Here is a 20944-nt window from a genome sequence, read left to right as displayed (position 1 = left end):
TCAGCTCCCGATGTTGTTGTGCGGCAGCACCACGCGGTGCCCGCGGTCGACAGTGGACGAGATGACCGACCGCGTGCCCAGCGCTTCGGCGAGCAACCGCACGGCCAGTTCCGGATCGGCGCGCTCCCCGCAGGTGAACACGTCGACGAACATCGCGCCGAGCTCCGGGTAGGTGTGCACGGAGGCGTGCGATTCGGCGAGCATCGCCAGCACGGTCACCCCCTGCGGTTCGAACCGGTGGTCCTGCAGCCCGACCACGGTCGCGCCGGCCGACTCCATCACCTCGCGCAGCGTGGTCCGCAGGAACGCCGCGTCGTCCAGCAGCGCCGGCTCCACCTCGTGCAGTTCGGCCAGGACGTGCCTGCCCGCGAACAGGCCCACTTCAGCCGTCATCGTCCACCCCCGTTCCGAGACAATACGTGCGCAGCGGCGGGATCCCGTTGAAGGCCACCGAGGAGTAGCTCGCGGTGTACGCACCGGCGTCGAGGATGTCCAGCCGGTCACCACCGCGCAGGGACAACGGCAGCCGGTACGGGGTGCGCTGGTAGAGCACGTCGTCACCGTCGCAGGTCGGTCCCGCCAGGATCACCGGCCCGGTTTCGCCCGTGTGCTCGCCGACCGGCTCCAGCCGGTACGCGATGGCCTCGTTCTCGGTCTCGGCGAGCCCGTTGTACCGGCCCACGTCGAGGTAGACCCAGCGCAGGGGATCCACAGTGGACTTGCGGGCGGTCAGCACCACTTCGGTGCGGAGGAGTCCGGCGGTGGCCACCAGCGCCCGCCCCGGTTCCATCAGCAGCTCCGGCACGCCGGCCGGGAAGTGGCGCCGCAGCGAGCCGGAGATGGCGGCCGCGTACTCGGCCACGTCCGGCGCGCTCTCGCGATAGGTGGTGCCGAGGCCGCCACCGAGGTTGAGCCGGCGTACGGGGACCTCGGCGGCGATCTTCGCCGCGGCCGCGATCCCGGCGTCCCAGGCGAGCGGGTCCAGCTGCTGCGAACCCACGTGGAAGGCCACCCCGGCGGCGTCGAGGCCCAGGTCGGCGGCGCGTTTGAGCAGGACGAGCGCCAGCTCGGGCTCGCAGCCGAACTTCCGGCCGAACGGGGTGACCGAGGCCGGGCCGTCCACCAGGAGCCGTACCGACACCGACGAGCCGGGCGCGTGGCGGGCGAGGTTCTCGAGGTCTTCCTCGGCGTCGAAGACGTAGTCCCGCACCCCGGCGGCGTAGGCGCCGGCGATGTCGGCGGGCTTCTTGATCGTGTTGCCGTAGGACAGCGACTCCGGCCGCGCGCCACACGCCAGGCACAGCTCGATCTCCGCCGGGCTCGCCACGTCGAACCGCGACCCGGCCTCGACCAGCGCCCGCACCACGGCGGGCTCCGGATTCGCCTTGACCGCGTAGTACAGCGCGACACCCTCGAACGCGCCCGACAGCTCGCGGCACCGGGCCCGCACCACGTCGACGTCGACCACCAGGCAGGGCGTCGGCGGGTCCGCGCGCGCCAGGAACTCGCGGATTCGATCAGTGCTCACCCGATCGAGGGTAGGTCAGCTACCGATGCCGGTGAGCGAGCGGACCTCCATCTCGGCCTGCTTGCGCGGATCGGGCTTGCTCCCGAGCAGTGCGCCGGCGAACCCGCAGAGGAAGGAGAACGGGATGGACACCAGGCCCGGGTTCCTCAGCGGGAACCAGCTGAAGTCCGCCTGCGGGAACAGCGAGTCCGGCGCGCCGGAGACCACCGGCGAGAACACCACGAGCACCAGGCAGGCGCCCAGCCCGCCGTAGATGGCCCACAGCGTGCCGGTGGTGTTGAACCGCTTCCAGAACAGCGAGTACAGCAGGGTGGACAGGTTCGCCGAGGCCGCCACCGCGAAGGCCAGCGCGACCAGGAAGGCCACGTTCTGCCCGTTGGCCAGGATGCCGCCCGCGATGGCCAGCGCGCCGACCACCACCGCGGTGAGCCGCGCCACCCGTACCTCCTGGGCGGGCTCGGCCTTGCCCCGCTTGAAGATGTTCGCGTAGACGTCGTGCGCGAACGAGGCCGACGCGGTGATGGTCAGCCCGGCGACCACGGCCAGGATGGTGGCGAACGCCACCGCGGCCACCACGCCGAGCAGCAGCGTGCCGCCGATGTGCAGGGCCAGCAGCGGGGCCGCCGAGTTCTCGCCGCCGGGGGAGCCGAGGATCTCGTCCGCGTCGACCAGCGCCGCCGCGCCGAAGCCGAGCACCAGCGTGCAGAGGTAGAAGACGAGCATGCAGGCGGTCGCCCAGACCACCGAGCGGCGGGCTTCCTTCGAGTTGGGCACGGTGTAGAAGCGCATCAGCACGTGGGGCAGCGCGGCCGCGCCGAGGATCAGCGCGACCGACAGCGAGACGAAGTCGAGCTTGCTGGTGCCGGTGGCGCCGTAGAGCCCGCCCGGTTCGAGCAGCCGGTCGCCCATCGGGCTGTTGGCCGCGGCCGAGTCCAGCAGGTCCGAGAAGCTGAAGCCGAACTTGCCGAACAGGAACACCGTCATCAGCGCGACGGTCAGGATCAGCACCGCGGCCTTGATGATCTGCACCCACGTGGTGCCCTTCATGCCGCCGACCAGCACGTAGAGCACCATCACCACGCCGACGACGCCGATCACCAGCGCCTGGCCGAACCCGCTGTCGATGTCGAGCAGCAGCGCGATCAGCCCGCCGGCGCCCGCCATCTGCGCGAGCATGTAGAACAGCGAGATCACCAGTGTGGAGGTGGCCGCGGCGGCCCGCACCGGGCGCTGGCGCATCCGGAAGCTGAGCACGTCGCCCAGGGTGAAGCGGCCGGTGTTGCGCAGCAGTTCGGCGATCAGCAACAGATCCACCAACCAGGCGACGAGGAACCCGATCGAGTAGAGGAAGCCGTCGTAGCCGTGGATGGCGATGGCCCCGGCGATGCCGAGGAACGAGGCAGCGGACAGGAAATCACCCGAAAGAGCGATGCCGTTCTGCCGTCCGGTGAAGGCGCTGCCCGCGGCGTAGTAGTCCGAAGTGGACGACGTGCGGCTGCTGGCGCGGTAGACCACGTACAGGGTGATGGCGACGAAGAGCGCGAAGACCACGATGTTGACCACCGGGTCGCTCTCACCGGCCGGGGCGGCGGGAGCGGTCACCGGCCGAGGCTCCGCCGGAGCGCGGCCACCCGCGGGTCCAGCCGCCGGTTGGCGAAGCGCAGGTAGGCGCCGGTGATCAGCACGGTGGAGGCGAACTGGGCGAGGCCGAGCAGCATCGCCACGTTGACCTCGCCGAAGACGCGGGTGCTCATGAACCCGTGGGCGTAGGCCGCGAGCAGCACGAACACCAGGTACCAGGCGAAGAACAGCAGGCTCATCGGGAAGATGAACCGGCGCAGCCGCGAACGCAGGCCGGTGAACTCGGGGCTGCGCTGGATGGCCTCGTAGTCCGGGCCCGCCGGGGCGGCCTGCGTGCCGCGCAGCAGCGAGGGGCCGGGGCCGCCGAACATGATCGGGAGCTGGCCGGTGTCGTCCGGGGCGCCTGGGCGGTGACTGGGGTGGGGCTCGTCGGGGAGCTCCGGCATCGTTCCTCCTACACGAGCGGGGGCGGCGGTCATCGTAGCCACGCGGAATTTACGTCCGTAAGGCGACCGCGCTGAATCGAGTGAGTGTGAGAAATGATCTTTGCCGCCCCGGGAAAGCGCAAAAGAATGGCCCCCGTCACACGATTTAGTGAGCCAGCCGGTGACGGAACGTCCCCATTTTCCGGCTGAGCTGCGGCATCCGCGCACTGTTCCGGATTAGTGTCACCCGGCTGGATCACCACAGGTGACCGTGGTTGTGTGTACCTCGGACGCGGTGGCACCCGCCGCGCCGCCGGGAATGATTCTCCATTTGCGACAGCGGCTGGAAAGAAGCTCCCGACTTCCGTTGAACCAGGGTCAACACCACATCTTCGGGGATAAATTGCAGCTCAAGTCCGGTCCCAGTGGCACGGTAGGTATGAGTTCGGCGGTGGTGACCGCGGGTGATGGGCTATGTGGGTGACATGTCGTTCGGGGAAAGGCGCGGGTGCGTAACCGGAATTGGCGCCGCCGCCCGTCCGGGTGCGACCGCTTCGGCCGCCGAGTCGTCCCGATCACCATTTTTGCAGGTCAGTACGTGTTTGCTGAGCCGATCGAACAATCACACTATTGGTGTACGATTCCGGCACCACGCTGACTTTTGTGATCGATTGGGTGCTGCTGTTGTCCCCGTGCACGTGCAGATGGCATGTTGCGTCGTGCCGTGCATCCGCCCGGGGCGATGCACGAGCCGCAGCGCTTGAGCGAAGCCGGTGGCCGCACGCCGGTGGTGGATCGACGTGCTCGACGATGGCGAACAGGGAGTCACTTTCGTGACCGGTGCAGGAGAAGGCCAAGTGCCTGTTGGAAAGCTGCTCGGCAGGCCGCCCCGGCGGCCGCCGAGGTGGCGCTCGCTGGCCCGCTGGCGCGACTGGAACCTGCCGGTCAAGCTCGGCGCGGTGACGCTGGTGCCGATCCTCCTCGCGATCGTGCTCGGGGTGCTGACCATCGGCAGCCAGGTCGAGCGTTCCAGCAGCTACCAGCGGATGGACCGGCTGGTCTCACTCGGCGGGGAGATCCGGACGACGCTGGAAAGCCTGCAGGCCGAGCGGGTGCGCACCGCCGAGCTCCTGGTGCAGACCACGGCACAGGACTCGCCGGAACTCGACGACCTCCGCACGCGCACCGACGGCTCGCTGCCCGGCCTGGACTCGGCGATCGAGCGGGCGACCGCGCTCGACCCGGGTGTGGTCAGCCCGGCCAGGGAAGCCGACGACCAGCTCTCGCGGCTGCGTCAGATCCGTGAGCAGGTGGACTCCGGCGGGCTCGAGCCCGCGCAGGCGATCACCGAGTACACCGCCGTCGCCACCGGCCTGCTCAAGCTGGACACCGCGCTCACCGCGGGCGTCAGCGACGACGCCATCGGCGGCACGCCGACCGCCCTGCACGACCTGATGGTGGCCAAGGAGGAGGTGTCGCTGGCGCAGGCGCTGGTGAGCTACGGCATCGCCCGCCGCACGCTCTCGCCCGCCGAGCTGAACCTGTTGCGCACCACCGAGGTGCGCCTCGCCGACCGGCTCGCCGACTTCCGCGCCGCCGCCTCGCAGGACCAGCGCCAGGACTTCGACACCACGGTCGCGGGGCCTAGCTTCGAAACCCGCGACACGCTGGTCCGGACCGCGCTCGGCGACCAGGGCCGGTCGCCGGAGGAAGCGCTGCGCGAGACCTCCGCGCAGCAGTGGACCGACAGCTCGACCGCGGTCGGCGCCCGGCTTTCCGAGGTCAGCGCCCGGATCGGCGGTCAGCTCGGGACGGTTTCGGCGAACCTGGCGGACAAGGCCAGCACCGGCGCCGGGGTGCTCACCGTGCTGCTGTTCGGCGCGCTGGTGCTGGCCGCGGCCGTGGTCTTCCTGATCACCCGGCAGCTGCTGCGTTCGCTGCGGGTGCTGCGGGCCAGCGCGCTGGACATCGCCGAGCGGCAGCTGCCCGCGGCGGTGGAGAACATCCAGGACGGCCGCCCGCAGAGCACCGACGTGCAACCCGTTCCGGTGACGGTGAAGGACGAGGTGGGCGAGGTGGCCCGCGCGTTCGACGCGGTGCACAGCCAGGCGCTGCGGCTCGCGGTCGAGCAGGCGGCGATGCGGACCGGCTACAGCAGCGTGTTCGTCAACCTGTCCCGGCGCAGCCAGAGCCTGGTGCAGCGCCAGCTCCAGCTGATCGAGCGGCTCGAACGCGACGAGGAGGACGCCGACCAGCTCGCCACGCTGTTCCAGCTCGACCACCTCGCCACCCGCATGCGCCGCAACAACGAGAACCTGATGGTGCTCTCCGGTGCCGAACCGGCGCGGCGTTCCGGGCAGCCGGTGTCCACAACGGACATGCTGCGCGCGGCGGTCTCGGAGATCGAGCAGTACCAGCGGGTGGTCGTGCAGCCGCCGCCACCGGCCAGGGTGGTCGGGTACGCCGCGAGCGACCTGATGCGCCTGATCGCCGAACTCCTCGACAACGCCACCGCGTTCTCCGCGCCGGAAACCCAGGTGACCGTGGCGACCCGGTTGTCGGAGGACCGCGTGCTCTCGGTGGACATCCTGGACAAGGGCATCGGGATGAACGAGGCCGAGGTCGCCGAAGCCAACGCGCGGCTGACCGAGGCCGGTTCGATCGATCTGGCGACCTCGCGCCGGATGGGCCTGTTCGTGGTCGGCAGGCTGGCCGGGCGGCACGGCATCGGCGTGCTGCTGCACGGTGGCCGTGACATCGTCGGCGTCCGCGCGACGGTGACCGTCCCTTCGGAACTGGTGATGGAGGCGGTGCCGGGCACCGGTACGCGCCCGCGCCTGGAACCGCGGCCCGCGCCCGCGGCCAGTCCGGTCACCACCCCGTCGGCCGGTGCGCTGCCGCGCCGGAAGCCCAACGGCGTCAGCCGGTCCGGCGTCCTGCCGGTGCCCGCGCCCGCCCAGGGCAGTGCGCTGGAACGGCGGCTGAGCGGGGAAGAGGTGCCGCAGGCATCGTCGGCGGAGATCTCCGGTACCGCGTTGTTCAGCCCGGTCACCCCGCACGAGGAACCGGCGGCCGAGCCGGAGCCGCGGCCCGAGCCGGAAGCCGCGCCGCTGACCTCGAAGCCGAAGCCCCCGGAAAGCGAGATCGAAGCCACGCTGCCGAGCGGCAAGGCGCTGTTCGTGTCCAGTTCGGACACCGGCAGCAGCAGCGGCGTGCTCAGCGACTGGTGGGCCGCGGCGGTGCCGCCGGAACCGCGGCCGGCGCCGGAGCCGGAGGAGTCGGAGAACACGCCGATCTTCGACGCGATGCTCTCGGCGTGGTTCCGCAAGAGCGAACCGGAAGCCGACGCGGAGGCGACCCCGGCCGAAGCCAAGCCCGAACCCCGCGCGGAAACCGAGGCCGGGCCGGACTGGAACTTCCCGTCGGACGAGAGCTGGCGGGCCGTCGAAGCGGCGGCCAAGACGGAGCCGTCGAGCTTCACCGCGGCCGGCCTGCCCCGGCGCCGTCGCGGGGAGAAGCTGCTGCCCGGCAGTGCCGCCGCGTCCAGCCCGGCGCCGGTCGCCAAGGGCACCGACCTGCCGGTACGCGACCCGGCGAACGTGCGCGGGCGGCTGAACAGCTTCCAGCAGGGCGTGACCCGTGGCCGGAAGGAGACCGGGAAGCTGGCGGACACGAGCGAGGTGCCCGCCATCGCCCAGGTCCCCCTCGGCCCGGCACCCGCCCCGGACCCCACCCGCCCCACCCCGGCGAAGCCCGCCACTCCCGACAGCTCCGCCACTCCCGCGGCCACCGACAAGCCCGCGGTGTTCGGGAAGGCTGCCACGCCCGCCACTCCCAGGGCGGCCGAGAAGCCCGCGGTAACCGGCGAGTCTGCGGCGACCGAGAACGCTGCGGCGACCGGCGAGTCTGCGGCGACCAGGAAGACCGTGGCCACCGAGAAGTCCGTGGCCACCGAGAAGTCCGCGGTGACCGAGAAGCCTGCCTCCACGGAGGAGGCCGCGTCGGACGCACAGGCCACAGCGACCGGAAAGACCGCAGCGGCGGACAAGGCTGCGGAGAGCGAGAAGGCCGAGGCGGCCCGGGAGGCCCCGAAGTCGCAGGCCTTGGCCCCCGAGCCAGCGGAGGCCGAGGAGGCTCAGCCCGCCAAGACGACGAGGGCGAAGCGCCCGACGCCGTCCGCCCAGCCCGCGAAGCCGGACGAAGGAGTTCCCCGGCCGAAGCCCGCGCCGGCCAGGCGCGTCCCGAAGTCCAGTGGGACCGACGAGCTCGCCCAGGCGACGAGGGCGCAGGAAGCCGCCCAGATCCTGAAGGCGTTGAAGGCCGAGGCCGCGGCGAAGCCGGTGACGGCCGAGGAGAACGTCCAGCCCGCCAAGTCCGCCACCGCGCTGCCCATGCGCAAGCCGAAGGCCGCGCGGTCCGGAGTGGACACCAGGGCCGCCGACTTGTTCGCCGACGCGGCCACCGAGGAGTACCGGGGCTTCGGCACCGACGAGGGGTGGCAGGCCGCGCAGGCGGTCGCCGAGGCGACGCCCTCCAGTTTCACCGCGGCGGGACTGCCCCGCCGGCGGCGTGGTGAGCACCTGGTGCCCGGCAGCGCCGCACCCGCTACCCCGGCCGCCGCACCGCGGCCGGGCCGTGACCCGCATGATGTGCGCGGCCGGTTGAGCAGTTTCCAGCAGGGCGTCCGCCGCGGGCGGCACCACAACGCTCAGGCCGCCGCGGACGGGAAAACAGAGAAAGTGGAGGGTGAATGACTTCCCCTAGTTCGGGCCAGCCCAACCAGTTCGGCTGGCTGGTCAACGACTTCGCCGAGCGGGTCCCCGGGGTCGCGCACGCCGTGGTGGTCTCGGCCGACGGACTGCTGCTGACCGCGTCGAACCGGCTGCCGCTGGACCGGGCCGACCAGCTCGCCGCCGTGGCCTCCGGCCTGGTCAGCCTGACCCAGGGCGCGGCGCGCTGCTTCGAGGCGGGCGCGGTCAACGAGACCGTGGTGGAGATGGAACTCGGCATCATGGTGCTGATGTCCATCAGCGACGGTTCCTGCCTCGCGGTGCTCGCCGCGCCGAACTGCGACATCGGCCAGGTCGCCTACGAGATGACCATGCTGGTCGACCGGGTCGGTCAGATCCTCACCCCGGAGCTCCGCGCCCAGTTGCAGGGAGCGGGCGGTTCGCTGATCGGCGAACCGGTGGGATGATGACCCGATGAGCACGGGACCGGCTCACGGGCGGGAGCAGCGGGACGACGGCACCTTCGCCGACGTCCTCAACGGCTTCACCCTGGATTCCGGTCGTGGACGTCGTAAGCGCAAGAAGGACAAGGACGGTCATGCTCATGTTCAGTCACCCGACGCACCGACGGCTGAAACGCGGGGGGACCCGATGACGCCCCCGCCGGCGCCGGTCGCCGACATCCTCGCGCCGCACCAACCGCTGTTCGGCACCGGGGCCCAGCGCCACGGTCACCACAGCGCGCCCGCCTACCGGCCGCCACCCGTGCCCGAGCCGCCGTCGGCGCTCGAGGAGACCGCCATCGTCCGCCCGTACGCGCTGACCGGCGGGCGCACGAAGGCCAACCGCGCACTCGAACTGGAGACGCTGATCTCCACGAACGCGGAGGAGCTCACCTCCTTCGTGCCCGAACAGATCGAGCAGACCTCGATCGTGGAAGAATGCCGGACCCCCCGTTCCGTCGCGGAGATCGCCTCGGCGTTGCGGGTGCCGCTGGGTGTGGCCAGGGTCCTGATCAGTGATGCCGCGGACGCCGGCCTGGTCATCGTGCACAAGACGGCCTCCGGCAGCGACAACGACGAGGCACATCTGATCTTGATGGAAAGGGTTTTGAGTGGACTCCGTCGGCTTTGAGGCTCCGCGGGAGAGCGCACCGGGCACCATGACCTCGGCGAAGATCGTGGTCGCCGGTGGTTTCGCCGCCGGCAAGACGACCTTCGTCGGGTCGGTGTCGGAGATCGTGCCGCTCACCACCGAAGCGATGATGACCGAGGCCAGTTCCGGTGTCGACGACCTGCGGGCGACCCCGAACAAGGCCACCACCACGGTGGCGATGGACTTCGGCCGCGTCTCGCTGGACTCGGACCTGATCCTGTACCTGTTCGGCACGCCCGGGCAGCAGCGCTTCTGGTTCATGTGGGACGACCTGGTGCGCGGCGCGATCGGCGCGGTGGTGCTGGCCGACACGCGCCGCCTGGCCGACTCGTTCGCGCCGGTCGACTTCTTCGAGGACCGCGGCCTGCCCTACATCATCGGGCTGAACTGCTTCGACGGGGAACTGCGCCACGACGTCGAGGACGTGCGCGAGGCGCTGTCGATCGATCCGAGCATCCCGATCGTCCAGTGCGACGCGCGTGACCGCGAGTCGACCAAGCAGACCCTGATCACCATGGTGGAGTACGCCATGCGCCAGTGGCTGGCCCGTCGCGGCGGGGTGACGGCCGGCGCGCGGTAGAAAAGTCTGGTGAGTCTGCTCACACGATGGTGGTGGCCTTCAAAATAGTAGGAAGTCCAAGTATTTTGGGGGGATGAGCACCGAGCTGCACCAGCCCGCGCACCCCGTCCGGTTCGTGACCGCGTCCAGCCTGTTCGACGGCCACGACGCCTCGATCAACATCATGCGGCGGATCCTGCAGTCGCAGGGCGCCGAAGTGGTGCACCTCGGGCACAACCGGTCGGTGGACGAGGTGGTCACCGCGGCCATCTCCGAGGACGTGCAGGGCGTGGCCATCAGCGCCTACCAGGGCGGGCACGTCGAGTACTTCAGCTACCTGGTGGAACTGCTCAACGAGCGCGGGGCCGGGCACATCCGCGTCTACGGCGGTGGTGGCGGCGTGATCGTGCGCGAGGAGATCGACCTGCTGCACTCGCGCGGGGTGGCCAGGATCTTCTCGCCGGAGGACGGCCAGCAGCTCGGCCTGCCCGGCATGATCAACCTGATGATCCGCGAGTGCGACACGGACCTGTCCGAGAACGGCTCCGGCTCGGTCGAGAAGCTGCTCTCCGGGGACGTACCCGAGCTGGCGAGGGCGATCACCCGGCTGCAGCTGGGCACGCTGCCGCAGGACCACCTCACCGCGATCACCGAGGCCGCCAGGTCCCGGCCGGTGCCGGTGCTCGGCATCACCGGAACGGGTGGTTCGGGCAAGTCCTCGCTGACCGACGAGCTGATCCGCCGGTTCCGGCTGGACCAGGAGGACAAGCTGCGCATCGCGGTGCTCGCGGTGGACCCGTCGCGGCGTCGCGGCGGCGGCGCGCTCCTCGGTGACCGGATCCGGATGAACTGCCTGGACGGCTCGCCGGTGTTCTTCCGCTCGCTGGCCACCCGCACCACCAGCGGCGAGATCCCCGCCGGACTGGACGAGTCGGTGCTGGCCTGCAAGGCGGCCGGCTACGACCTGGTGATCGTGGAGACCCCCGGTATCGGCCAGGGTGACGCGGGCATCGTCGACCACGTGGACCACTCGCTGTACGTGATGACGCCGGAGTTCGGCGCCGCGTCGCAGCTGGAGAAGATCGACATGCTCGACTTCGCCGACGCGGTCGCGATCAACAAGTTCGAGCGCCGAGGGGCCGAGGACGCCCGCCGCGACGTGGCGCGCCAGCTGGTGCGCAACCGCGAGGCCTTCGGTTCCGCGCCCGAAGACATGCCGGTCTTCGGCACCTCGGCCGCGAAGTTCAACGACGACGGCGTCACCGCGCTGTACCAGCACCTGCGTGACGCGCTGGCGGAGAAGGGCCTGTCCGTCTCGGCCGGGGTGCTGCCGCGGGTCGAGGGCAAGGTGTCGACCGACGCCAGCACGATCATCCCGTCCTCGCGGGCCCGCTACCTGTCCGACATCGCCGACGCCGTGCGCGGCTACCACCAGCGCACCATCGACCAGGTCGCGGCGGTGCGCCGGCGTGAGCACCTGGAGACGGCGCGCGAGGCGCTCGCCGAGGCCGGGGACGACGTGGCCGCGGTGGAGAAGCTGGCCGAGCGGGCGGCCGCCCAGGTCGACGCCGACATCCGCCGCCTGCTGGAGGACTGGGCCGGGCTGGCCGAGTCCTACCGCGCCGACGAACTGGTGGTGAAGATCCGCGACAAGGAGCTGCGCACCCAGCTGTGGCGCGAAACCCTGTCCGGCAGCCGGATCCCGCGCGTGGCGCTGCCGCGCTACACCGAGACCGGCGAGCTGCTCTCGTTCCTCCGCCGCGAGCACCTGCCCGGTTACTTCCCCTACACCGCGGGCGTTTTCCCGTTCAAGCGCGAGGGTGAGGACCCGGCCCGCATGTTCGCGGGGGAGGGCGACGCGTTCCGCACCAACCGCCGGTTCAAGTACCTGTCGTCGGACTCCGAGGCCAAGCGCCTGTCCACCGCGTTCGACTCGGTGACGCTGTACGGGCACGACCCGGACACCCGCCCCGACATCTACGGCAAGGTCGGCACCTCGGGTGTGTCGATCGCGACGCTGGAGGACATGCGGGCGCTCTACGACGGCTTCGACCTCACCGCGCCGAACACCTCGGTGTCGATGACGATCAACGGCCCGGCGCCGACGATCCTGGCGTTCTTCCTGAACACCGCGATCGACCAGCGGGTGGAGGCGTTCAAGGCCGAGCACGGCCGCGAACCGGCCGAAGCGGAGGCCGCCGAGCTGCGGGAGTGGGCGCTGCGCAACGTCCGCGGCACCGTGCAGGCCGACATCCTCAAGGAGGACCAGGGGCAGAACACCTGCATCTTCTCCACCGAGTTCAGCCTGCGCATGATGGCCGACATCCAGGAGTGGTTCATCGAGCACGGGGTGCGGAACTTCTACTCGGTGTCCATCTCCGGCTACCACATCGCCGAGGCGGGCGCGAACCCCATCTCGCAGTTGGCCTTCACCCTGTCCAACGGCTTCACCTACGTCGAGTCGTACCTGGCGCGCGGCATGGACATCGACGACTTCGCGCCGAACCTGTCGTTCTTCTTCTCCAACGGCATGGACGCGGAGTACTCGGTGCTCGGCCGGGTGGCGCGGCGGATCTGGGCGGTGGCCATGCGCGAGCGCTACGGCGCCAACGAGCGCTCGCAGAAGCTCAAGTACCACGTGCAGACCTCGGGCCGGTCGCTGCACGCGCAGGAGATGAGCTTCAACGACATCCGCACCACGCTGCAGGCGCTGTGCGCGCTCTACGACAACGCGAACTCGTTGCACACCAACGCTTTCGACGAGGCGATCACCACGCCGTCGGAGAGCTCGGTGCGCCGCGCGATGGCCATCCAGATGATCATCAACAAGGAATGGGGCCTGTCGAAGAACGAGAACCCGCTGCAGGGCGCGTTCATCATCGACGAGCTGACCGACCTGGTCGAGGAGGCCGTGCTGGCCGAGTTCGACCGGATCTCCGAGCGCGGCGGCGTGCTCGGCGCGATGGAGACCGGCTACCAGCGCGGCCGCATCCAGGACGAGTCGATCCTGTACGAGCGGCTCAAGCACGAGGGCACGCTGCCGATCATCGGCGTGAACACCTTCCGGAACCCGCACCCGGAGGAGGACGAGGTCGAGGTCGAACTCGCGCGGGCCACCGAGGACGAGAAGGAGTCGCAACTGCGCCGGCTCGCCGACTTCCAGCAGCGGCACACCACCGAGGCCGCGGAGGCGCTGCGGACCCTGCGCGAGGCCGCGACCCGCGGTGACGAAAACCTGTTCGGTGTGCTGATGGACGCCGCGCGCGTGTGCTCGCTCGGCCAGATCACCGAGGCGTTCTTCGAGGTGGGCGGGCAGTACCGCCGCAACGTGTAGCGGCTCAGCCGTTGCCGGTGAGCCGGTCCGCGGTGATGAACACCGCGGCCCGGCGCTCGGCGGCCATCACGCGGTCGTACTCGGCCCAGTCGTCGTGCGTGCCGGTCGCCGCGCGGAAGACCTCACGCAGGAGCGTGGGCAAGCCGTCGGGGTCGAAGCCGGGTTCGGCGTCGTCCGGGCCGATGATCCGCACCGGACCCTGCGCGCCCGCCCAGTTCCAGCCGCGGCGGAAGACGATGGTGGCGTGCCCGGCGGTGCGCAGCAACCGCAGCTTCAGCGAATCCCCGCGGGCGACGAACCCGACCGACGGCACCCCGCTCACCGGATCGTCGATGAGCCCGGCGTTGACCACGGACGAGTGGACCGTGCCGTTCGCCCGGACGGTGGAAATGGTCGCCAGTCCGTGCTCTTCGAGCGCGAGGCGGCGGAGGAGCTCCAGATCGGCTGGCATGGCGTCACCCTACTGGTTTGTCGGCGGAATGCCCGGGGTAATCGTCCCCATCGACTCCGTGAAGGGGAAACGACATGGCTCGCGCAACGACCGAGAAGACCCTGCGTCCGCACCGGGCCGGCCTCCAGCCGGTCCAGATACTCGCCGGGCTGGTCGGGCTGGCGTTCCTGGTGTTCGGTGTGGTCGGCCTGGTCCGCACCGGCTTCGGCGACTTCGCCGGGCACTCCCACGGAACCCTGCTCGGCTTCGCCATCAACCCGTTCCACAACGTGCTGCACATCCTCAGCGGCCTGCTGGGCGTGCTGATGGCCACCGCCTCCGGGCTGGCCAGGATGTACGGCTGGATCCTGCTGATCGCCTATGGCGCGGTGTTCGTCTGGGGCCTGATGATCACCGGGGTGATCGCCACCAACCCGATCTCGGGCATGGGTGACCCCCTGCACATCAACGTCGCGGACAACTGGCTGCACGGTGGCCTGGCGCTGCTCGGCCTGATCATGGCCGTGCTGCCCGCGCGCAAGGTGGTCAAGACCGAGATCCCGCTGGACGACGGGCACGACCGGGAAACCCCGGCGGAGACCACCGGCGAGACCCGGTTGACCGACCGGACCACCGGCGAGCACCGGCTGACCGACCGGACGGCCGAGCACGAGCCGGTGACCGACCGCACCGCCCGCACCGAGCCGGCCACCGCGCCGATCTCGGCGCCGAAGCACCGCCGCTGGGACCTCCGGACCCGCTGACGGGAATAACCGCCGGGGCGGCCCTGGTTCGCCACGAACATGGACTTCGGTATCTCCACGTTCGTGACCGACGAGGGCATCCGCCCCGGCGTGCTCGGCCGGGCGCTGGAAGAGCGCGGGTTCGACTCGCTCTTCCTCGCCGAGCACTCCCACATCCCGGCGAGCCGGGAGTCGCCCTATCCGGCGGGTGGTGACCTCCCCCGGATCTACTACCGCACGCTCGACCCGTTCGTCACACTGGCCGCCATCGCCGAGACCACGTCGAACCTGCTGCTCGGCACCGGTGTCGCCCTGCTCGTCCAGCGCGACCTGTTCCACACCGCCAAGGAAGTGGCGAGCCTCGACCTGATCTCCGGTGGCCGCGTGCTGTTCGGGGTCGGCGTGGGCTGGAACCGCGAGGAGATGCGCAACCACGGCACCGACCCGCGCACCCGCGGCTCGCTGCTGGATGAGCAGTTGCAGGCCCTCAAACTGCTGTGGACGCGGGAAGAAGCCGAGTTCCACGGCAAGTTCGTCGACTTCGACCCGGTGTTCTCCTGGCCGAAGCCGGTGCAGGAGCCGCACCCGCCGATCTACATCGGTGGCGAGAGCGAGGCCGCGCTGAACCGGCTGGCGAAGTACGGCGACGGCTGGCTGCCGCGCCCGGGCACCACCCCGGAGGAGATCCGCCGGGTGAAGGGCTGGCTGGCCGAGCAGGGCCGCGGAAACGTGCCGATGACCATCTTCGGCGCCCGGCCCGACGCCGGCGAAGCGGCCGCGCTGGCCGAAGCCGGGGTCGACCGGCTGACCTTCCTGCTGCCGACACTGCCGGAAGCGGAGTCGCTGCGCAAACTCGACGAGTTCGCGCGCTTCGCGGGCGGATTCCGGTGAGCGGAGTAGGTTGGCGAAGCGAGACCACGGGTGAGAAGGGGTAAGAGTTCGTGAGTGAAGTCCAGATCGGAATCGCGGCGGCGCTGGAGCAGTTCTCGCCGCGGGAGTCCATCGAGCTGGCCGCGCTGGCCGAGCAGCACGGGTTCTCCGGGCAGATGGCCGCCGACCATTTCCAGCCGTGGGTACCGGCGCAGGGCGAGGCCTCGTTCGTGTGGAGCGTGCTGGCGTCGCTGGCCGAGAACACCACCGGCGACCTCGGGCCGGGCGTGACCTGCCCGTCCTTCCGGCTGCACCCGGCGATCGTGGCGCAGGCCGCGGCGACGCTGGAAGCCACCTACCCGGGGCGGACCTGGCTGGGCATCGGCTCCGGTGAGTCGCTCAACGAGCACATCATCGGCGGCTACTGGCCGGAGGCGCCCGAGCGGGTGCGCCGGATGTTCGAGGCGCTGGAGATCATCAAGAAGCTGTTCAGCGGGCAGGACGTCAAGCACAGCGGGGAGTTCTTCAAGCTGCACACCACGCGGCTGTGGACCCTGCCGGACGCGCCGCCGCCGATCTACATCGCCTCGGCCGGGCCGTACACCTCCCGCAAGACCGGGGAACTGGCCGACGGCCTGATCACGCCGGGCGCGTCGCTGGAGAAGCTGGCCGGCATCCTGGACAACTTCGGCAAGGGCGCGAAGAAGGCCGGCAAGGACCCGGACGCCATGCCGAAGCTGCTGCAGGTCCACCTGTCGTGGGCGTCGACCGAAGAGGAGGCGCTGAGCAACGCGATGGAGCAGTGGCCCAACGGCGGCATGAAGTTCCCGAAGGCCGACGTGCGCTCGCCGTTCGACTTCGAGCAGATGGCGAAGCTGGTGCGCCCGGAGGACTTCGAGGGCCGGATGGTCATCTCGTCCGACCCGGACGTGCACCGGGCCTCGCTGCAGAAGTTCGTCGACGCCGGGTTCAACCGGATCTACGTGCACAACGTGGGCCGGAACCAGAAGGAGTGGATCGAGGTGTTCGGCCGGGAAGTCCTGCCGAAGCTGCACGCCTGAGTGCCATGACCTGAATGCTAGGAGTGGGGCATTACTTGCGTCCATTGCAAGTAATGCCCCATTCATAGCGTTCGGCGGCCCTTGGGCCGGGTGTGGCTTCAGCGCCGGAGCGTTTCGATCAGACTGGTGAAGCTGTCGCCGGCGTGGCCGTCGGCGATCCCGCGGCGGACGATCTCCAGCATCGCGGTGGGCAACGTGGCGTCCACCCCCGAATCCCCGGCCGTGCGCACGACGTGCTCGATGCTCGCGGCGCTCATGGACAGCCGGTCCACGTCGCCGGAGTGATCGCCCGCGTCGATCCGCGGTGCGTAGAACTCGAAGAACTCCGTCATCCCGGCGAAGGTCTTCGCTGCGGTTCCCGCGAACTCCGTCGCGGAAATGCCGTTCGCCCGCGCCATCGCGGTCGCGTGCAGGTAGCCGAGCAGCGCGGTCCAGAACATGCTGATCTCGAGTTGGTAGTACAGCGCCGCCAAGCCCGGGTCCTCGCCCCGGTAGTCGATGCCCGTCAGCAACTCCAGCGTCGCCCCATGCGCGTCGAGCACCTCGCGCGGGCCGCTGTACAACGTCACCGGACCGGGTGTGCCGATGCCGGACGGCGGGGTGAGCACACCGCCGGTGAGGTGCGCGGCCCCCAGTGCCGCCAGCCAGTTCGCGGCCTGGCGAGCCTCGGCAGGGGTGGCCGAACCCAGGTTGACGAAGATCCGGCCGGCGAGTTCGTCCTTCGCCTGCTCGAGGATCGCGTACGCGGCGGCGTAGTCGGTCAGGCTGAGGATGGTCAGGTCGCCCGCCCGCACCGCTTCGCCGACCGTGGGCGCCCGGATGGCGCCCTTCGCCACGAGATCATCGGCCCGCTCCGGAGTCCGGTTCCACACGGTGACCTCGTACCCGTGGTCGAGGAACACGTTCGCCATCGCCTGGCCCATCGGGCCGAGGCCGAGCACCGTCACTGCTTGATGCCGCACGTCGACTCCTCCTAAAACGAACGTTCTATTCAGAGGGCAAGGTAGCACAGCTCTAAAACGAACGTTCTATCCGATAGGATGGCCGCATGGAGACCAAGTCGCCGGGCACTCGCGAGCGCATCGTCCTGGCCACGTCACGGCTGATGCAGCGGCAGGGCTACGACGGCACCGGCCTCAAGCAGATCTCCCGGGAGGCGGAGGCCACGCTGGGCTCGGTGTACCACTTCTTCCCCGGCGGGAAGCGGGAACTGGCGGTGGCCGCGGTCCAGCACGGCGACCGGGAGTTCGCGGACCTGCTGCGGAAGGTCTTCGCCGACCACGAAGACCCGGCCGAAGCCGTGACCGCCTGCGCGGTCGAGCTCGGCGCCGGGTTGAAGGAGTCCGGCTGGGTCGACGGCTGCCCGGTCGCCACGACCGCGCTGGGCGCGGCCGATCGCGAAACCGGCATCCAGGAGGCCGCTGCCGCCGCCTTCGCGCACTGGCAGGACCTGGTGTGCGCCAAGCTCCGCGGCGCGGGCATCGCGGAGGGCGACGCCCGCGCGCTGGCCACCACGGTGGTCAGCGCGCTGGAAGGCGCCGAGCTGTCCGCTCAGGTGTCGAAGAGCGAGGAGCCGCTGCTGGCCGCGGGCAGGCACCTCGCCCAGCTGATCGGCCTCTACCGGCCGTAGCTCACTTGTCCAGGAGCAGGTGGACCGACAGTTCCAGCCGGTTCGCCACGTCCGCGGCCGAGGCCCGCCGGGTCACCCAGGCGACCAGGTTCGCCATCCAGACGTCGGCGATCACGTGGAAGATGTCCCGGTCCGCCTCGGTCGGGTCGTCGATGCCCATCGCGGTGGCGAACATGTTCTCCATCAGCCGCCCGACGTGCTCGACCTCGGTGGCCGCGGTGGTGTCGGCGAACATGAACGCGCGCACCATCGCCTCGGTCAGGTGCGGGTCGCGCTGCATCAGGCGGGTGTTGCGCCCCAGCACGAACAACAGCCGCTCGGTGGGGGAGTCGCCGGGGATGGCGCCGCGCTGCAACTTCTCCTGCGCGCGCTCGAACTCCCTGGCCAGCCCGGAAACCAGCAGGTGGATCTTCGACGGGAAGTACCGGTAGAGGGTGCCGAGCGCCACATCGGCGCGTTCGGCGACGGCCCGCATCTGCACGGCGTCGTACCCGCCCTTGGACGCCAGCGCCAGCGTGGCGTCGACGATCCGCTTGCGACGGTCGCGCTGGGCGGCCGAGCCCAGCTCGTCTCCGTTCAGCGTGCCCATGGGGGCCTTCTGCTTGCTCATCGGGCGGTCCCCCGGTCCGGTCGAAACTTGTTCCAGTTTGTCCCTGAAGAGTACCTAACCTGACGGGGGGTTCAAACCAGGGGGCTTGACGTCCTAAAGTGGAACACGTTCTATTTATGGGTCTGGCTGGTTCGTGGACGTGGAGGTAACCGTGCCGATCGCCATCACCGAGGAGCAGCGGGCGCTGGCCGACTCGATCCGCGCGTGGGCCGCGGATGACCGGCCGGTGGAACTCCTCCGCGGTGCTCAGGGCTTCGACGGCTGCCTCGTGGCGCTGGGGCGCATCGGCCTGTTCTCGGTGGCTGTGCCGGAAGCGCTGGGCGGCGCCGGTGCCGGGGTGGTGGACGCGGCCTCCGGCCTCGAGGTTACCGCCGAAGCGCTGGTGCCCGGTCCGGTTTTCAGCAGCCTGCTGGCCGCCTTGGTGCTCGGCCGGGCCCCGGACACCCCCGCGGCCAAGGAACTCGTGCCCGCCTTGACCGACGGCTTGGCCACCGCGGCCGTCGCCTGGACCTCCCTCGAAGCGCGGCCCGGCCCCGGCGGTTCGATGCTCTTGAGCGGCGACACCGGGCCCGTGCTGGACGCCGATTCGGCCGCTCACCTGCTCCTCCACGCCGGTGATCAGTGGTTCGTGCTGCCGCCGGGGACTGTCGGGGTGGAGGTCACCGCCGTCGATTCGATGGACCTGTCCCGCTCCCTCGGCACGATCCGGCTCATTGATGTCGTCGTGCCCGCCGACGCACTGATCCCCGTATCGGGTGACATCCGGGCACTCGCGGCCACTTTGGCTTGTGCCGAGGCCGCCGGGATCACCCAATGGTGTCTGCGCACGGCCGTCGACTACGCCAAGGTCCGCGAGCAGTTCGGCCGTCCCATCGGTTCGTTCCAGGCGATCAAGCACCTGTGCGCGGAAATGCTCTGCCGCGCCGAGGCCACCGCCGCGCTGGCGTGGGACGCCGCGCGCGCGGCCGACGAATCCGACGCCGACCAGCAGGAGTTCACCGCCGCGACCGCCGCCGGGTTCGCCCTCGACGCCGCGGTCGAGAACGCGAAGGACTGCATTCAGGTGCTCGGCGGCATCGGTTTCACCTGGGAACACGACGCCCACCTCTACCTGCGGCGCGCGGTCACCCTGCGTCAGGCGCTCGGCGGTGGTGCGTACTGGCGGCGTCGCGCGGCCGAACTCGCGCTCGGCGGGGTTCGCCGTGTTAGCGACACCGCCACCGCGAGCGACCCCGGAATCCGGGCGCTGGCCGAGGAAATCGCCGCGCTGCCTCCTGACCAACAACGCCGGAAGCTGGCCGAGACCGGGCTGCTCACTCCACATTGGCCGGAGCCGTACGGGCTCGGTGCGTCCGCGGCCCGTCAACTGGTCATCGACGCCGAACTCGACCGCGCCGGGGTCACCCGGCCGGAGCTGATCATCGGTGCCTGGGCGGCTCCGACCATCCTGGAACACGGCACGGACGCGCAGCGGGAGAAGTACGTCGGCCCGACCCTGCGCGGTGAAATCACGTGGTGCCAGCTGTTCAGCGAGCCCGGTGCCGGATCGGACCTGGCTTCCCTGCGCACCAAGGCGATCCGGGTCGACGGCGGCTGGCGGATCTCCGGGCAGAAGGTGTGGACCTCGCTGGCCGACCAGGCGGACTGGGGGATCTGCCTGGCGCGCACCGATCCGGAAGCACCGCAGCACCGCGGCATCACCTACTTCCTGGTCGACATGCGCGCGGATGGCATCGAAATCCGGCCGTTGCGGGAGATCACCGGCGAGGCGCGGTTCAACGAGGTGTTCCTCGAGGACGTCTTCGTGCCGGACGAGCAGGTCGTCGGCGAGGTGAACGGCGGCTGGCGGCTCGCGCGCACCACGTTGGCCAACGAACGCGTCGCGATGGGCTCGGGCACGCTGGTGGGAGAGGGCGTCGAACGGCTCGTCCGGCGACTGCGGGGCAGGACAGCGGATCCGCTGCTGCTGGACCGGCTCGGCGCGTTGATCGCGGACGGTTCGGCAGGCTCGTTGCTGGGGCTGCGCGGCACGTTGCGGACGCTGGCGGGACAGGACCCCGGCCCGGAATCCAGCGTGCGCAAGCTGATCGGCGTGCGGCACCGGCAGGAGGTCGCCGAGACCGCACTCGAAGTCGTTGGTCCGCAAGGGGAATCAACGAAGGAAGCGCAGCACGAGTTCCTGGTCTCGCGCTGCCTCAGCATCGCCGGGGGCACCACCCAGGTACTGCGGAACGTGGCCGCCGAACGACTGCTGGGCCTCCCTCGCGCGTAATTGTCGGGGGCGCGTC

Annotated in this window: 17 protein-coding genes; 10 read left to right on the top strand and 7 right to left on the bottom strand. The window is 70.3% G+C overall.

Translation table 11 applies throughout. The annotated features are described in order from the left end of the window. The 4 genes from speD to JOM49_RS37060 are packed head-to-tail and all read right to left on the bottom strand — an operon-like array spanning nt 1 to nt 3555. Nucleotides 1-393 (bottom strand): adenosylmethionine decarboxylase, encoded by a 393-nt coding sequence (gene speD, locus JOM49_RS37075; RefSeq protein ID WP_209668785.1) that lies wholly within the window; start codon nt 391-393, stop codon nt 1-3. Further along, the gene (locus tag JOM49_RS37070) at nt 383-1528 is read right to left on the bottom strand and encodes a type III PLP-dependent enzyme (protein ID WP_209668784.1); all 1146 of its coding nucleotides are present in this window, start codon (nt 1526-1528) and stop codon (nt 383-385) included. Before JOM49_RS37070 ends, speD begins: the two co-directional genes overlap by 11 nt. A 15-nt stretch (nt 1529-1543) precedes the next feature. Continuing rightward, nucleotides 1544-3130, bottom strand: coding sequence for a monocarboxylic acid transporter (locus JOM49_RS37065; protein WP_209668783.1), 1587 nt, complete (start codon nt 3128-3130; stop codon nt 1544-1546). Beyond that, nucleotides 3127-3555: a DUF485 domain-containing protein gene (locus tag JOM49_RS37060; RefSeq protein WP_372444167.1), complete on the bottom strand. Its 429-nt coding sequence runs from the start codon at nt 3553-3555 to the stop codon at nt 3127-3129. The genes JOM49_RS37065 and JOM49_RS37060 overlap by 4 nt, the downstream gene beginning before the upstream one ends. 836 nt (nt 3556-4391) lie before the next feature. Between JOM49_RS37060 and JOM49_RS37055 the strand changes: the two genes are divergently transcribed. The 5 genes from JOM49_RS37055 to icmF all read left to right on the top strand — a co-directional run bounded on the left by JOM49_RS37055 (nt 4392) and on the right by icmF (nt 13312). Beyond that, complete coding sequence (locus JOM49_RS37055) at nt 4392-8288, top strand: sensor histidine kinase (protein ID WP_209668782.1); 3897 nt, start codon at nt 4392-4394, stop codon at nt 8286-8288. Continuing rightward, entirely contained in the window at nt 8285-8731 is a 447-nt protein-coding gene (locus tag JOM49_RS37050) for a roadblock/LC7 domain-containing protein (RefSeq protein WP_209668781.1), read from the top strand. The genes JOM49_RS37055 and JOM49_RS37050 overlap by 4 nt, the downstream gene beginning before the upstream one ends. Before the next feature lie 7 nt (nt 8732-8738). Beyond that, nucleotides 8739-9398, top strand: a complete 660-nt coding sequence (locus tag JOM49_RS37045; RefSeq protein WP_245369600.1) for a DUF742 domain-containing protein — start codon at nt 8739-8741, stop codon at nt 9396-9398. Beyond that, nucleotides 9379-9999 carry a GTP-binding protein gene (locus JOM49_RS37040; protein ID WP_209668780.1) on the top strand — a complete coding sequence of 207 codons (621 nt, stop codon included), beginning with the start codon at nt 9379-9381 and terminating at the stop codon, nt 9997-9999. The genes JOM49_RS37045 and JOM49_RS37040 overlap by 20 nt, the downstream gene beginning before the upstream one ends. Nucleotides 10000-10072: 73 nt before the next feature. Next, nucleotides 10073-13312, top strand: coding sequence for a fused isobutyryl-CoA mutase/GTPase IcmF (gene icmF / locus JOM49_RS37035; protein WP_209668779.1), 3240 nt, complete (start codon nt 10073-10075; stop codon nt 13310-13312). Nucleotides 13313-13316: 4 nt separating this feature from the next. Here the strand turns inward: icmF and JOM49_RS37030 are convergent, their stop codons facing one another. Beyond that, nucleotides 13317-13763, bottom strand: a complete 447-nt coding sequence (locus JOM49_RS37030) for a pyridoxamine 5'-phosphate oxidase family protein (protein ID WP_209668778.1) — start codon at nt 13761-13763, stop codon at nt 13317-13319. Nucleotides 13764-13837: 74 nt separating this feature from the next. On the opposite strand from JOM49_RS37030, the gene JOM49_RS37025 reads away from it, so the two are divergent. The 3 genes from JOM49_RS37025 to JOM49_RS37015 are packed head-to-tail and all read left to right on the top strand — an operon-like array spanning nt 13838 to nt 16416. Next, the gene (locus JOM49_RS37025) at nt 13838-14506 is read left to right on the top strand and encodes a DUF4383 domain-containing protein (RefSeq protein WP_209668777.1); all 669 of its coding nucleotides are present in this window, start codon (nt 13838-13840) and stop codon (nt 14504-14506) included. A gap of 39 nt (nt 14507-14545) precedes the next feature. After that, on the top strand, nt 14546-15376 hold the full coding sequence (locus tag JOM49_RS37020) for an LLM class F420-dependent oxidoreductase (RefSeq protein ID WP_209668776.1): 831 nt from the start codon (nt 14546-14548) through the stop codon (nt 15374-15376). Between the two features lie 50 nt (nt 15377-15426). Next, nucleotides 15427-16416: a TIGR03557 family F420-dependent LLM class oxidoreductase gene (locus tag JOM49_RS37015; protein ID WP_209668775.1), complete on the top strand. Its 990-nt coding sequence runs from the start codon at nt 15427-15429 to the stop codon at nt 16414-16416. Nucleotides 16417-16514: 98 nt separating this feature from the next. On the opposite strand, the gene JOM49_RS37010 is transcribed toward JOM49_RS37015, so the two are convergent. Next, nucleotides 16515-17378 (bottom strand): NAD(P)-dependent oxidoreductase, encoded by an 864-nt coding sequence (locus JOM49_RS37010; RefSeq protein WP_209668774.1) that lies wholly within the window; start codon nt 17376-17378, stop codon nt 16515-16517. A gap of 86 nt (nt 17379-17464) precedes the next feature. Between JOM49_RS37010 and JOM49_RS37005 the strand changes: the two genes are divergently transcribed. Beyond that, nucleotides 17465-18046 carry a TetR/AcrR family transcriptional regulator gene (locus tag JOM49_RS37005; RefSeq protein ID WP_209668773.1) on the top strand — a complete coding sequence of 194 codons (582 nt, stop codon included), beginning with the start codon at nt 17465-17467 and terminating at the stop codon, nt 18044-18046. Nucleotide 18047: 1 nt separating this feature from the next. On the opposite strand, the gene kstR is transcribed toward JOM49_RS37005, so the two are convergent. Next, nucleotides 18048-18656, bottom strand: a complete 609-nt coding sequence (kstR, locus tag JOM49_RS37000; RefSeq protein ID WP_209668772.1) for a cholesterol catabolism transcriptional regulator KstR — start codon at nt 18654-18656, stop codon at nt 18048-18050. 151 nt (nt 18657-18807) lie between these two features. Between kstR and JOM49_RS36995 the strand changes: the two genes are divergently transcribed. Continuing rightward, entirely contained in the window at nt 18808-20928 is a 2121-nt protein-coding gene (locus tag JOM49_RS36995) for an acyl-CoA dehydrogenase family protein (protein ID WP_209668771.1), read from the top strand. Nucleotides 20929-20944 lie beyond the last annotated feature (16 nt).

The sequence above is a fragment of the Amycolatopsis magusensis genome (assembly GCF_017875555.1).
GTDB lineage: Bacteria > Actinomycetota > Actinomycetes > Mycobacteriales > Pseudonocardiaceae > Amycolatopsis > Amycolatopsis magusensis.
The sequence above is the reverse complement of the archived record's forward strand: the minus strand, read 5'-3'. Positions and strand labels throughout refer to the sequence as shown.

Excerpts from the sequence above, each read along its gene's own strand:
- kstR (WP_209668772.1), bottom strand. The coding sequence starts at position 18,656 with ATGAGCAAGCAGAAGGCCCCCATGGGCACGCTGAACGGAGACGAGCTG.
- speD (WP_209668785.1), bottom strand. The coding sequence starts at position 393 with ATGACGGCTGAAGTGGGCCTGTTCGCGGGCAGGCACGTCCTGGCCGAA.
- JOM49_RS37020 (WP_209668776.1), top strand. The coding sequence starts at position 14,546 with ATGGACTTCGGTATCTCCACGTTCGTGACCGACGAGGGCATCCGCCCC.
- JOM49_RS37005 (WP_209668773.1), top strand. The coding sequence starts at position 17,465 with ATGGAGACCAAGTCGCCGGGCACTCGCGAGCGCATCGTCCTGGCCACG.
- JOM49_RS37030 (WP_209668778.1), bottom strand. The coding sequence starts at position 13,763 with ATGCCAGCCGATCTGGAGCTCCTCCGCCGCCTCGCGCTCGAAGAGCAC.
- icmF (WP_209668779.1), top strand. The coding sequence starts at position 10,073 with ATGAGCACCGAGCTGCACCAGCCCGCGCACCCCGTCCGGTTCGTGACC.
- JOM49_RS37050 (WP_209668781.1), top strand. The coding sequence starts at position 8,285 with ATGACTTCCCCTAGTTCGGGCCAGCCCAACCAGTTCGGCTGGCTGGTC.
- JOM49_RS37060 (WP_372444167.1), bottom strand. The coding sequence starts at position 3,555 with ATGCCGGAGCTCCCCGACGAGCCCCACCCCAGTCACCGCCCAGGCGCC.
- JOM49_RS37025 (WP_209668777.1), top strand. The coding sequence starts at position 13,838 with ATGGCTCGCGCAACGACCGAGAAGACCCTGCGTCCGCACCGGGCCGGC.
- JOM49_RS37045 (WP_245369600.1), top strand. The coding sequence starts at position 8,739 with ATGAGCACGGGACCGGCTCACGGGCGGGAGCAGCGGGACGACGGCACC.